The sequence below is a fragment of the Labrys sp. HAY1-8F genome (genome assembly GCF_056754975.1).
Genome location: NZ_JBPGWZ010000001.1, coordinates 404,717 through 417,104, shown reverse-complemented (window position 1 = coordinate 417,104; position 12,388 = coordinate 404,717). Strand labels below are relative to the sequence as shown.

The window sequence follows — 12,388 nt, the reverse complement described above, 5'->3', positions numbered from 1 at the left end:
TCATGAAGAAATATCTCGTCGCATTCGCCGCCGTGCCTGGCGCCATGCTCGAAGCCACACCGGCCCTGGCCCATCTCAACCCGGCCGAACATGCCTCCTTCTCCACAGGCTTCCTGCATCCGCTTTCAGGCGCGGACCACGTGCTGGCGATGGTCGGCGTGGGCCTGTGGGCTGCCTTGCTCGGCGGGCGCGCGTTGTGGGCCGTCCCGACAACCTTCGTCATCGTCATGATGGCCGGCTTTGCCGCAGCCCTTGGCGGCATGCCCCTGCCCTTCATCGAGCCGGCGATATCAGCCTCGGTCGTGGTGCTCGGCCTGCTGGCCATGATGGCGTTCAAGGTGCCCACGCCCATCGGCATGGTCGTGGTGGGGTTCTTTGCCCTGTTCCATGGCTTCGCCCATGGCGGCGAGTTGGGCAATGCCAGCGCCACGTCCTTCCTGGTCGGCTTTGCCCTGGCGACGGCCTTGCTGCATGCGGCCGGCATCCTGCTCGGACCGGGGATCGCCCGTATCGCGGGTGACCGGGCCGGCAAGCTTGCCACGCAATTTGCCGGGGGAGTGACTGCCCTCGCCGGCCTCGCTTTGATCGTGGGAGGCTAGACCATGATCCCGGGCGAAGTCATGCCGATGGCTGGCGATATCATGTTGAACGCCGGCGCGGAGGCGACCGTTCTCGTCGTCGCCAATTCAGGCGACCGGCCGATCCAGGTCGGCTCCCACTATCATTTCTTCGAAGTCAATGCGGCCCTCCTGTTCGACCGCGGCGCGGCGCGCGGCATGCGGCTCGACATTCCCGCCGGCACGGCTGTTCGCTTCGAGCCCGGGCAACAGCGGCAGGTGCGGCTGATCGCGATCGGCGGCAGGCGTCAGATCTTCGGCTTTCAGGGCAAGATCATGGGAGCGCTGTGATGGCCACTTCTCTTTCACGCGCCGCCTATGCGCAGATGTATGGGCCGACCGTCGGTGATCGCGTCAGGCTTGCCGATACCGAGCTTTTCATCGAGGTCGAGAAGGACTTCACCATTCCCGGCGAGGAGGTGAAATTCGGCGGTGGCAAGGTGATCCGGGACGGCATGGGCCAGAGCCAGGCGAGCCGCGCCGCGGGCGCGGTCGATACCGTCATCACCAATGCGCTGATCATCGATCATTGGGGCATCGTCAAGGCCGATGTCGGCCTGAGGGACGGCCTGATTACCGCGATCGGCAAGGCCGGCAATCCCGACATCCAGCCCGGCATCACCATCGTCATCGGCCCCGGCACGGAGATCATTGCCGGCGAGGGCAAGATCCTCACCGCGGGCGGCGTCGACGCGCATATCCATTTCATCTGCCCGCAGCAGATCGAGGAAGCCCTGATGTCGGGCGTCACCACCATGCTGGGCGGAGGCACGGGGCCCGCCCACGGCACGCTCGCCACCACCTGCACGCCTGGACCGTGGCACCTGGCCCGCATGATCCGCTCCTTCGACGCCTTCCCGATCAATCTGGGGCTATCCGGCAAGGGCAATACCTCCCAGCCGGAGGCCCTGGTCGAGATGATCGAAGGCGGTGCCTGCTCGCTCAAACTGCACGAGGACTGGGGTACGACACCGGCCGCCATCGACAATTGCCTCGCCGTGGCCGACGAATACGACGTTCAGGTGATGATCCACACCGACACGCTCAACGAGAGCGGCTTCGTGGAGGACACGGTCGCCGCCTTCAAGGGGCGTACCATCCACGCCTTTCACACCGAAGGCGCCGGCGGCGGCCATGCGCCGGACATCATCAAGGTGTGCGGCCTGCCCAATGTGCTACCGTCCTCGACCAACCCGACCCGGCCCTATACGAAGAATACCATCGCCGAGCATCTAGACATGCTGATGGTCTGCCATCATCTTTCGCCCGCGATCGCCGAGGACATCGCCTTCGCCGAAAGCCGCATCCGCAAGGAAACCATCGCAGCGGAGGACATCCTTCACGACATCGGTGCCTTCTCCATCATTTCTTCCGACAGCCAGGCCATGGGCCGCGTCGGCGAGGTCCTGATCCGCACCTGGCAGACGGCGCATAAGATGAAGCTGCAGCGCGGCCGCCTGCCCGCCGAGAGCGGCGACAACGACAATCTTAGGGTGCGCCGCTATATCGCCAAATACACCATCAACCCCGCCATCGCGCAGGGATTGTCGGCCTATGTCGGCTCCATCGAGATCGGCAAGCGCGCGGATCTCGTCTTGTGGAATCCGGCCTTCTTCGCGGTCAAGCCGGACATGGTACTGGTCGGCGGCACGATCGCCGCGGCCCCGATGGGCGATCCCAATGCCTCGATTCCAACGCCGCAGCCGATGCATTACCGCCCGATGTTCGGCAGTTTCGGTGGTGGGCCGGCGGCGTCTTCCTTGACGTTCGTCAGCAAAGCCGCGCTCGCCAGCGGCCTGAGGGAGCGGCTCGGCGTCGCCAAGCCGATGGCGGCGGTGGAGAACACGCGCGGCGGCATTTCCAAGCGCTCCATGGTCCTGAACGATGCGCTGCCGCACATGGAAGTCGATCCCGAAACCTACGAAGTCCGCGCCGATGGCGAACTCCTGACCTGTCCGCCGGCGGCAGAATTGCCAATGGCCCAACGTTATTTCCTGTTTTGACCATGCTGCACGCCACTTCCCACTGCCATCACGACAGCCGGCTCCCCTTCGGCACCATCACGCTCGATCACAGGGGCCGTCATCTGCGCCGCAAGCGCCTCGTCACCGATCAGGGCGATATCGTCATGATCGACCTGCCCGAAGCGGTGCTGCTCGCCAGCGGCGATGCCCTGGTGCTGGAAGACGGACGCACCATCACCATCCTCGCCTCCCCGGAAGCGCTCTACGAGGTCAGGCCCGGCCGGCAATGCCCGCTCGCCCATCTCGCCTGGCATCTCGGCAACCGCCATCTCGCTGCCGAAATCGGCGCCGATGTCATCCTGATCGAACGCGATCGCGTGATCCGGGCCATGTTGGAGGGCCTCGGGGCCGAAGTCCGGGAGGTGGTCGCAGCCTTCCAGCCCGTGCACGGCGCCTACCATGCGCATGGGCACGGCCACCATCACAGCCATGGGCACGGTCATGAATGATAGGACGGCGCATCTCGTCCGGCTTTTGAGCTGGCTGTCGCCGGCCTTTCCCGTCGGCGCCTTCGCCTACAGCCACGGCCTGGAACGGGCTGTCCATGACGGGCTGATCGAGGATCGCTCCACGCTGGTCGATTGGCTGACAACAATCATCCAGGCCGGTTCCGGCTGGAACGATGCCGTCCTCTTGGCGCAGGCCTGGCGCTTGACCTCCCGCGGAGAGAGTTGCGCCGATATCGCGGAGCTCGCCGAGGCTATGGCCGGCACGCGCGAGCGCCATCGCGAAACCACGCTGCAGGGCGAGGCTTTCGCGCAAGCCGTCGCGCACTGGACCGGGGAGCCCCCCGAACCGATGCCCTATGCCGTCGCCATCGGCCGGGTCGCCGCGCGCCATGGCATCGGGCTCGAAAACGCGCTGGCCGGCTTCCTTCACGCCTTTACCGCCAATCTGATCCAGGCTGCCATCCGGCTGGTCCCGCTCGGTCAGCGCGACGGGGTGCTGGCGCTCGCGGCCTTCGAGCCGGTCATCCTGGCCACCGCAAGGCGCGCCTCGCTTGCGATGCTCGATGACCTCGGTGCCTGCACCCTGATGTCCGACATCGTCTCGATGCGGCACGAAACCCAATATTCGAGGATCTTCCGCTCATGACTTCCAGCCCAGGCTCTCATGTCAGTCCAGGTCCCCATTCAAACCACGGCCCTTTGCGCGTGGGCATCGGCGGCCCGGTCGGCGCCGGCAAGACCACCCTGACCGAAATGCTGTGCAAGGCGATGCGCGAAAGCTATTCGGTCGCCGTGGTCACCAACGACATCTTCACCAAGGAAGACGAGCTCATCCTCAACCGGGTGCAGGCGCTTCCCCAGGACCGCATCATCGGGGTCGAGACTGGTGGTTGTCCCCACACCGCCATCCGCGAGGACGCTTCGATCAACCTGTCGGCGATCGCCGAAATGCGCCGGCGTTTTCCCGATCTCGACGTGGTCTTCATCGAATCCGGAGGCGACAATCTGGCGGCAACCTTTTCGCCGGACCTCGCCGATCTCACGCTCTACGTCATCGACGTCGCGGCGGGCGAGAAGATCCCGCGCAAAGGCGGCCCCGGCATCACCCGCTCCGATCTCCTGATCATCAACAAGATGGACCTCGCCCCCCATGTCGGCGCCGATCTCGACATCATGCGCGCCGATACCGAGAAGCAGCGCGGCAAGCGGCCCTTCGTGTTCACCGATATGCGCCGGCGCATTGGGCTCGCCGACATCGTCGCCTTCATAGAACAGCAAGGCGGCCTGACGGCATAGGTCGCTCGACGTGACAGATGCCGGTTGCAAGGCCGTGCCAGGCATCCGGCCGTTTCCTACCGCGTCCTTCAGCGCTCCAATCGTGTTGCCGGCCTTTTGCCAGCTGGCGACCCTTTCCAATCCCGGACGACATCGATCAAGGGCGCAACGGCCGGATTGCGGGATTCACCCGGAACCGAGAGAACGACCCTCAATGTCGGCGCAGCCGCGAGCGATCTCGGTATGACATCCACAGCCGCCTCGTCGCATATCGACGCCGGCACCAGAGCCACGCCCAATCGTGCCGCCACGAGCCGGACGATGGTGTGCTGCAACTGGGGTTCGTAGCGAAATCGCGGAACGATGCCAGCCTTCTCGAAATAACCCGCGATGGCCTCGCGCAGCGTGGGCGCCACGGTTGCGGGCGCAGCGATCAAGTCCTCCGTTTCCAGATCGTGAGGAGTGATGCGGTCCCGCCCGACCAAGGGATGCTCCCTCGGAACGATCAGGCACAGATGGTCCGTGATAACAGGCACCGTCCGCAACTGCGGAAATGGCCGGCCGGCAAAGGTAATGGCCGCGTCGAGTTCGCCGCCGAGAAGCCTGTGCTCGATATCGGCAGGCGTCGTCTCCAGGAGGACGATCCGAATGTCCGGTCTCAGCCCGGCGTAGCAACTGACGATCTGTGGCACGATGCGATGGGCGGCATGCATCATGAAGCCCAGGCGCAGCTCGCCCTTCTGGCCTTCCGCAACCAGCCTTGCATCGCGGCAGGCATCCTCGAACTGGGCCAGCACCATACGGGAATCCGCCAGAAATCTTTCCCCCGCCTGGGTCAGAGTGACGTGGCGCGAATTTCGGTCGACCAACTGCACGCCGAGTTCGCGCTCCAGATTGGCGATCTGCCGGCTGAAAGGCGGCTGGGTCATATGCATTCGCGCAGCTGCCCGGCCGAAGTGAAGGGTCTCGGCGAGAGCCACGAAATACCGCATCTGCCGGGAATCCATCAATACCTCCAATGCATGGATAATAGCTTCGCATTGGATTGGATTATATCGATCGTCTCTTTTATGAAAGGCGACACCACAATCGGCGTGCCATGCTTTCCAATCTCCTCATCGTCCTGCCTGTCTTCGCGCTGATCCTCGCCGGCTGGCTTGCGCGGCGGTGCAATGCGCTTGGCCCGCATGCCACGCGCGAGGTGAACCGGCTCGTTGTCTATCTCGCGCTGCCTGCCCTGTTGTTCGACATCATGGCCAACGCAGACCCGGTCCAGATCTGGCAGCCCGGCTTCATTCTGGCTTTTGCCCTGGGCTGCGTGCTCATCTTCTGCGTTACATTGTGGATCCGCCTGAGACAGGGCAGCCATCTGGCGGATGCGGCGATAGACGGCCTCAATGCCGGTTACGCCAATACCGGCTTCATGGGGTTCCCACTGGTCCTTGCCGTCATCGGCCAATCCGGTATGGCTCCAACCCTGGTCGCGACGATCGTGACTGTCTGCGCGCTGTTTGCCGTTGCCATCGTCCTGATCGAGGCCAGCCTTCAGGCCCAGGCGCGCCGAAGGGATATCGCGTGGAAGACGCTGCTCGCGCTGATCAAGAATCCATTGCTGGTCGCGCCGGCCCTGGGGGCGGTGGTGATGGTTGCGGGTTGGCCACTTCCTCAGACACTCGATCAATTTCTCAAATTGCTCGGCGGTGCCGCCTCGCCATGCGCACTCATTGCGCTCGGCCTTTTCCTGGCGGACAATGCCGGAAAAGGCGCCGAGGCCGGACGCAAGGTAGAGGCCTTGCTGATCGGGCTGAAGCTGGTGGCTCACCCCGTCGCAACCTGGGTGATTGCCGGGCCCATCCTCGGCCTGGAACCGGATGCGGTCCGCATCGCCGTCCTTATCGCAGCCCTTCCGACCGGCACGGGCCCCTTCATGCTGGCCGAATTCTATGGCCGCCAAGCCCTGGTCACGAGCCGTGTGGTGCTGGCAACGACGGCCTTGTCCATCGTGACGCTTTCTTTGTACCTTGCGGTATCAGGGTAAATTAAGGCCGTATCGACACCGTCACTCGGCGAACCCGCGCGCCTGTCCACCGACAGCGCCCACACCCCTTGACCTGAGCTCGCCAATCAGCGCTTGGCCTCCGGCGGGCTTCCCATGGATGACAATAGCGCCTGCCAGCGGCGCAGGCAGGAGAGCCGGTCAAATCCGCTCTCGATCAAGGCACGCGCATTACGCCCCTTCTGCACCAAAAGCTCAGGCCGATGGCGCCATTCGCGGACGACTTTCGCAAAACCCGCGCTGTCGCCGGGCGTGATGACGGCACCACAATCGAACCGGTGGATCAGGTCGGAAATTTCGCCGTCCGGCGCCATGACTGCAATCATGGGCTTTCCGGCTGCAGCGATGCCGTAGAACTTGCTCGGCACGATCAAACCTTCCAGGCGTGGATTGAGCGATAGCCAGTGAATATCCGGCACCGTCAGGGACTGTGGCAATGTGCCGGCGTCCTGATAGGGCAGAAATCGAAACATCCGCTCCAGCCCTTGTTCGGCAACGGCCCGCTTGAGATAAGAGGTGAGATAGCCATCCCCGATGAACAGGAACGCGATCCCGGGCTCGTCTCGAAGCAGGCGCGCGGCGCCTATGAGGGTATCGACCTCATGCGCCCGCCCGAGATTGCCCGAATAGCCGATCACGAACTTGTCCTGTAGGTCCCAGTCACGGCGCAAGCGGTTGGGCTCAGGGCCAACCGGCACGATGTGCTGGTCATCACACCAGTTGCAAATCGCCGTGACCCTGGCGGTCGGTACGCCGAATCCGACGATCATCGCCTTCATCCTTTCGCCAACCGCTACATTCACTGCCGCACGGCGAAGACTGACGTTGCGCAGCCAGCGCAGGATGCCCCCCAAGACCCCCTGGCCGGCCTTCACGCCAAGCTCTGCTGCGACTTCCGGATACACGTCTTGCAGCCAGTTGATCTGCCGGAGGTGCTTCACCGCAATGATGGGCAGCAGCGAAACGCTCAGCAGCGGCGGATCGGTCTTGACCACAACGATATCGCCAGCCCGTGCGCGTCGCCAAAGCTCCCAGGCCAGAGTCGCGTGAACAGCCATGGCAAGGGCAGCCCGTCTGAGGAGCGATGAGCCCGCTTCCACCACCGGACCGACACGATAGATTGAAACACCGGGCAATGCCGCATCCGGATCCAGCCTGCGGGCGGGTTCGTCATAGCGGCCAGCACCGGTAAGGGCGGTCACGTCCCAACCCTGCTCGGCAAGGAAGGCCGCCAGATCGGAGGCGATTTGGCTGGTCGCGGACGTATCGGGATGGAAATAGCGATTGACCAGGAAAACGCGGCGCTGTTTCAAAGCCATGCTGGATCGCTGCCGTCCCGGTCAGCGTCGATAGTTCGGAGGAGAGTGCTGCTCCGCCAGGCCCCGAGCCGGGGCCTTTCTGCCCCTGCGTGCGGCCATGGCGCGACTGAGCGCGGCAATTCCCCTCCTTTCGCCGCCGAACACGAACATCATGGTCATGACGGCGATTTTCAGATCCAGCCCGAGGGATGCGTTGTCGATGTAATATTCATCGAGTGCGTCCTTCTCCTCGCTGGTCACGAGATTGCCGCCATTGACTTGCGCCCAGCCACTGATGCCTGGCCGTACCGCCAGGCGGAGCCCGGGATTGGCAGGCTGGTCTGCCGGCAGAAGGGGGCGCGGGCCGATCAAGGACATCTCGCCGGCGAGGACGTTCAACAATTGCGGGATCTCGTCGAGGCGCATCTTGCGGATGAGCCGACCGATCGGCGAGAGACGCTCGGCCCCGGGAACCACGTGCCCCTTGGCATCATAGGGGGCGTGATAGGTGCGGAACTTGTAGATGAAGAAATGCCTGCCGCTACGCCCTACCCGCTGCTGCCAGAAATGCAGGGGACGCCCGACGTCGAAAAGCACGAGAGCTGCGACCAGCAGCCAGACAGGGGCCAGCAGTACCATGAGTATAAGCGAAGCCACGATATCGATGACGCGCTTCACACCGAAATAGCGTGGCAATCCGGCCGCAGGGTCCGCCGCCGCCTCGCGAGCCACGACCGTCGGCAATGCCTGTGCCCGCCGCGCGGAAGCCTTGGGCATGAGTTCGAGCGCCTGTGCGACGCTCTTGAGCGCAATGCCTCGACGATCACATTCATCCGTGATGAAGCGAAGGCTGGCCGTGTCCAGTTGCTCGGGTTCCATGGACAGCCACACGGCCTCGATGGTCACGCCATGCAGCGCATATTCGTCGACGATCCGCCCGAGATCACCGACCCGCCCGGCCACGTGCACGCCATTGAGCGACCTTCCCGTCGCCGACGGCCCCTCGTCGAGAACCGACATGATTTGCGTGGTGACAGGCGATTGGCTCTCGATGAGCTTGATCACGAGCCACGCGAACTGGTCTGTGCCGACAAGGATGACCTTGCGAAGATCGGTGATATTGCGCTTGGCGCTGACCCTGGCCCGCTCATGAGAGACAAGCCTCGAGAAGGCCCGCCCCCCTCCCAGGCCTGCGCCGAGAACGAGCGAGTAGATGATAGGGGTCGACCGTGGTATGCCATCGAGCCGTGTGAGCATGAAAAGAAGCAAGGCACTGGCGCTGATCGTCAACGCGATCACCGCGCAGATCGCATAGAGATCGGGGACCGAAAAGGTATTCTGGATTGCATCCCCGGCGCGAAAGATGAGCAGGGCCGGGATTGCGAATGCGATCGTAACGAAAACGAAAAGATAGGGTCCCGGTAGGTCGAACGGCATATTCGGCCAGGCGAGAAGGTCGACATCTCGCAATGCCAGAGTCAATAACGGCGCTGCAATCACCCACAATACGTCGAAAAGCGATAGACGTATTTTACGCGGACTATATGACGTCGGGATTCGGGACCGCATTCAACGCTCCTTACAGGTCCAGAATAGATATGGCCACAACAACGTCAAGCGGCCAACCCAGAAACACAGCCGACAGTTGCGGGGTGATCGCGAAGAAACGTCGCGGTTCCCAAGCTACGGTCCTGAGCCATGATCCTGGACAATCGGCCCCGCTGCTCCTCATGGCGTGGCACTCAGGAAGCGTCGCCCGGCTTCTTCCAACACGACTGCGGTGAGGCGGGAAGTAGCAAAGGCTCCGGTATCGACATTGATCCGATTGGCGTGCGTTTCCGGCTGGGAGACGGGTGAATGGCCGTGCACCACGATCTTGCCGAAGCTGCCCTCGAACTTCAAAAACTCGTCCCGGATCCATAGGAGGTCTCCGCCTGCCTGGCGATCAAGGGCAACATGTGGCTTCACGCCGGCATGGCAGAAGAAATAATCCCCGCATGCATGGCTTAGAACGGTGTCTTGCAGGAATCGCCGATGGGCGGGGGGCAGTTTTCGTTCGAATTGTTCGCGTGCCTGGCGGTAGCCGCGTCCGCGCAAGGCCTCACTGACGTCGACCCCATAGGAGTGCAGCGTTTCCAAGCCACCGAGGCCACGCCAGCTATCGAGAACCGAGGGATCATCGAGAAAGGACAACAGCAGATCCTCGTGATTGCCACGCAAGGCCTTGATGGGGACGCCGAACCGGCACGAGGACAAGTGCTCGATCACACCGGCAGATTCAGGGCCTCTATCGACATAATCTCCCAGAAAAATCACGAGAGGTTCGGTGACACCGCCCTCGAGGTCTGCCAAAATCCGTTGGTCCATCCGCAACAGCAGATCCCGGCGGCCGTGAATGTCCCCAACGGCGTAAATTCTCGTTCCAGGCGGGATAGTCGACACACCTTCCCCCTCTGGCAACGCCATCATCAACATTACGAGTTATAACCAAACAGCGTTAAGATTACCCTTGATGCTTGAGCTATCAACACCCTTCTTCATCAGTCAGATGAATTTGTTCATTAACGAAACGAAATAATGCACGAGGAAAACCGGAGAAATTATTGGACAAAAAAACACACTTACGCCTATCGTTACGGCGTCTACGTATCCGATCTCAGGCGCGAGGGGTTGTGGGTGTCGCGTATGGGTATTCAATCGAGGCAGTGTTCGGCGCTCGTCCTGGTTTTCTGCCTACTGCTTGCATCATGCGCGAACGACACCGTTGGCGTCGCTTCGAAAGCCGACCAGGAAGCTCTTATCCAGAAAACGGCGGTCGCAGCCCCGAATATCCAGGCCGGCGACAAGATCAGGGTCACTGTCTTCGGCGAGGACCGTCTTACGGGGGAATACCAGGTCGATCCAGCCGGCTTCGTGTCCCTGCCACTCGCCGGTACCGTGAAGGCAGCGGGCCTGAGCAAGCAGCAGATGGAAAAGACGCTCGCCACCAAATTCAGCGGCGAGTATCTGCGCGACCCGAAGGTCACCGTGGACCTGGCCAGCTTCAGGCCCTTTTACATTCTGGGGGAAGTCAACAAACCCGGGGAGTACGATTACAAGAGCGGCCTGAATATCATGAGCGCCCTGGCTGTAGCCGGCGGAACCACCTACAGGGCAAGTACGTCCACCATCGACATTCAGCATGTGGGTGAAAGCGGATTCAAGAAATACCCGATTTCGTCGAACATTCCCGTTCTGCCGGGCGATCTCATCCGCGTTCCCATGCGCTACTTCTAGAGTAAAACGCTTTAGTAACAGCCAGGAGTACCCATGCTGCGTAAAACGTCACTGGTTTTCCTGGCATCGGTGACGACGCTCATCCCGGGCTTCGGCCTGCAACCTGCATTGGCGCTCGACGCCACGCCCAGCCAGACCACGATCGAGACACTGGGTATTGCCGCCAGCCCCAGCTTTGTCGAGGGACTGCCCTTTGGTGGCTGGCTGGTTTATCCATCCCTGTTCCTCGGCACGGTATACAACGACAATATCGACGGTCAGGCACGGCACCGCCAGTCATCCCTGGGGTTGCAGATCCAGCCACGCCTGGACGCGGCCTGGGAAGACGGAATTCATCGCCTCGCCGTCTATGCCAATGGTGATTTCCAACTCTACCCGTCGCATCAGGATAGCAGTCGCATCACTGCCAAGGTCGGAGGGGCGTGGACCTATTCGCCCTTGCCGGATCTGACCATCCGGCTGCACGGCGATTTCACCCGCGCCAACGGCATGTTCGTCCCAGGTTTCTGGTCATCGCCCTATCAGACCTGGCAACGGCCGGGCGCCGTGCTCACCAATTCCTCGATTTTCACCAACACCTATGAGGCCGGCGCCTCGATCGAAAAGAAGGTGACCGATCAGACCTCCTTGCGCCTGTCCGGCGGCGTCATCTACGCCAGCTTCGATCGCCCCGATGACAGGGCCGAGGCAAAGAGCGGCTTCCCCATACCGTTCAATGGAACGGACTATTATGTGGCGCTTCGCGCCACCACCATGCTGACCCCGCAGATCTATGCCTTCATCGAAGGTGGCGCCGATTTCCATCGATATGACAAGAACGTCAAGGGCGACTCCGTCTACCACGTGACCACAGGCCTCGGCTCGGAGCTGATCCGGCTCGTGCGCGGCGAAGTCTATGTCGGTTATCAGACCCGCAGCGGATCGCGCCGCATCTCAGGCTCGTCGAACCAGCCTGCATTCGGCGGAAGGATCACATATTACCCCACGCAATACATCACTATTGCCGCCTCCGCCGATCAGTCGCTCTCCTTTTCGCAAACCCCCGTTCTGCTTCCCTCAGGCAATGGCAGCGTCTCTCAGGCCATGCAATCGGCGTCAGGCCGGACATTCCAGTCTCGCATTCAGGCCGACTACGCGCTGTCACAACTGTGGTCGGCCTATGTCCAGGCCGGCTATGGCCAAACACGATACAATGCAATATCCAATCTCACTCAAACTCAGGTCTGGTCGGCTGGCGCAGGATTTCGTTACGACCTATGGCGCAATATGGCCCTTACGCTCGAATACCAGTTCAATCATTCCAATTCGAAATACAGGCAAGCGGCCCTTTTCAATTCCACCAGCTCGTTCAACCAGAATGTCGTCTCGGTCGGATTGACGTACCATTACTAGA

The 12,388-nt window shown here is 62.1% G+C and carries 13 protein-coding genes; 9 read left to right on the top strand and 4 right to left on the bottom strand.

Features of this window, described 5'->3' with window-relative positions; genetic code table 11:
- Positions 1-2 precede the first annotated feature (2 nt).
- Genes ACR9ZN_RS01920 through ureG form a run of 6 tightly spaced genes read left to right on the top strand, consistent with a single transcriptional unit; the run spans position 3 to position 4,386 of the window.
- Positions 3-599, top strand: coding sequence for a HupE/UreJ family protein (locus ACR9ZN_RS01920; protein WP_454818289.1), 597 nt, complete (start codon positions 3-5; stop codon positions 597-599).
- Between the two features lie 3 nt (positions 600-602).
- Positions 603-908 (top strand): urease subunit beta, encoded by a 306-nt coding sequence (locus ACR9ZN_RS01915; protein ID WP_481271194.1) that lies wholly within the window; start codon positions 603-605, stop codon positions 906-908.
- Positions 908-2,620: an urease subunit alpha gene (gene ureC / locus ACR9ZN_RS01910; RefSeq protein WP_481271192.1), complete on the top strand. Its 1,713-nt coding sequence runs from the start codon at positions 908-910 to the stop codon at positions 2,618-2,620. The genes ACR9ZN_RS01915 and ureC overlap by 1 nt, the downstream gene beginning before the upstream one ends.
- Before the next feature lie 2 nt (positions 2,621-2,622).
- Positions 2,623-3,090 carry an urease accessory protein UreE gene (locus ACR9ZN_RS01905; protein ID WP_454818295.1) on the top strand — a complete coding sequence of 156 codons (468 nt, stop codon included), beginning with the start codon at positions 2,623-2,625 and terminating at the stop codon, positions 3,088-3,090.
- Complete coding sequence (locus ACR9ZN_RS01900; RefSeq protein WP_441773718.1) at positions 3,047-3,736, top strand: urease accessory protein UreF; 690 nt, start codon at positions 3,047-3,049, stop codon at positions 3,734-3,736. Before ACR9ZN_RS01905 ends, ACR9ZN_RS01900 begins: the two co-directional genes overlap by 44 nt.
- Complete coding sequence (ureG, locus tag ACR9ZN_RS01895) at positions 3,733-4,386, top strand: urease accessory protein UreG (protein ID WP_454818297.1); 654 nt, start codon at positions 3,733-3,735, stop codon at positions 4,384-4,386. Before ACR9ZN_RS01900 ends, ureG begins: the two co-directional genes overlap by 4 nt.
- A 68-nt stretch (positions 4,387-4,454) precedes the next feature.
- Here the strand turns inward: ureG and ACR9ZN_RS01890 are convergent, their stop codons facing one another.
- Entirely contained in the window at positions 4,455-5,372 is a 918-nt protein-coding gene (locus tag ACR9ZN_RS01890) for a LysR family transcriptional regulator (protein WP_481271190.1), read from the bottom strand.
- Between the two features lie 92 nt (positions 5,373-5,464).
- Between ACR9ZN_RS01890 and ACR9ZN_RS01885 the strand changes: the two genes are divergently transcribed.
- Positions 5,465-6,403: an AEC family transporter gene (locus tag ACR9ZN_RS01885; RefSeq protein ID WP_454818301.1), complete on the top strand. Its 939-nt coding sequence runs from the start codon at positions 5,465-5,467 to the stop codon at positions 6,401-6,403.
- Between the two features lie 86 nt (positions 6,404-6,489).
- Here the strand turns inward: ACR9ZN_RS01885 and ACR9ZN_RS01880 are convergent, their stop codons facing one another.
- From ACR9ZN_RS01880 to ACR9ZN_RS01870, 3 genes are all read right to left on the bottom strand, one after another.
- Entirely contained in the window at positions 6,490-7,740 is a 1,251-nt protein-coding gene (locus ACR9ZN_RS01880; protein ID WP_454818303.1) for a glycosyltransferase family 4 protein, read from the bottom strand.
- 21 nt (positions 7,741-7,761) lie between these two features.
- Positions 7,762-9,201: a sugar transferase gene (locus ACR9ZN_RS01875; protein WP_454818305.1), complete on the bottom strand. Its 1,440-nt coding sequence runs from the start codon at positions 9,199-9,201 to the stop codon at positions 7,762-7,764.
- Between the two features lie 246 nt (positions 9,202-9,447).
- On the bottom strand, positions 9,448-10,188 hold the full coding sequence (locus ACR9ZN_RS01870) for a metallophosphoesterase family protein (protein WP_481271189.1): 741 nt from the start codon (positions 10,186-10,188) through the stop codon (positions 9,448-9,450).
- Positions 10,189-10,296: 108 nt separating this feature from the next.
- Here ACR9ZN_RS01870 and ACR9ZN_RS01865 point away from each other — a divergent pair, with 108 nt between their 5' ends.
- Both ACR9ZN_RS01865 and ACR9ZN_RS01860 read left to right on the top strand, forming a co-directional pair.
- Positions 10,297-10,995 carry a polysaccharide biosynthesis/export family protein gene (locus tag ACR9ZN_RS01865; protein ID WP_441773618.1) on the top strand — a complete coding sequence of 233 codons (699 nt, stop codon included), beginning with the start codon at positions 10,297-10,299 and terminating at the stop codon, positions 10,993-10,995.
- Positions 10,996-11,028: 33 nt separating this feature from the next.
- Complete coding sequence (locus tag ACR9ZN_RS01860) at positions 11,029-12,387, top strand: outer membrane beta-barrel protein (RefSeq protein WP_481271188.1); 1,359 nt, start codon at positions 11,029-11,031, stop codon at positions 12,385-12,387.
- Position 12,388: the final 1 nt, after the last annotated feature.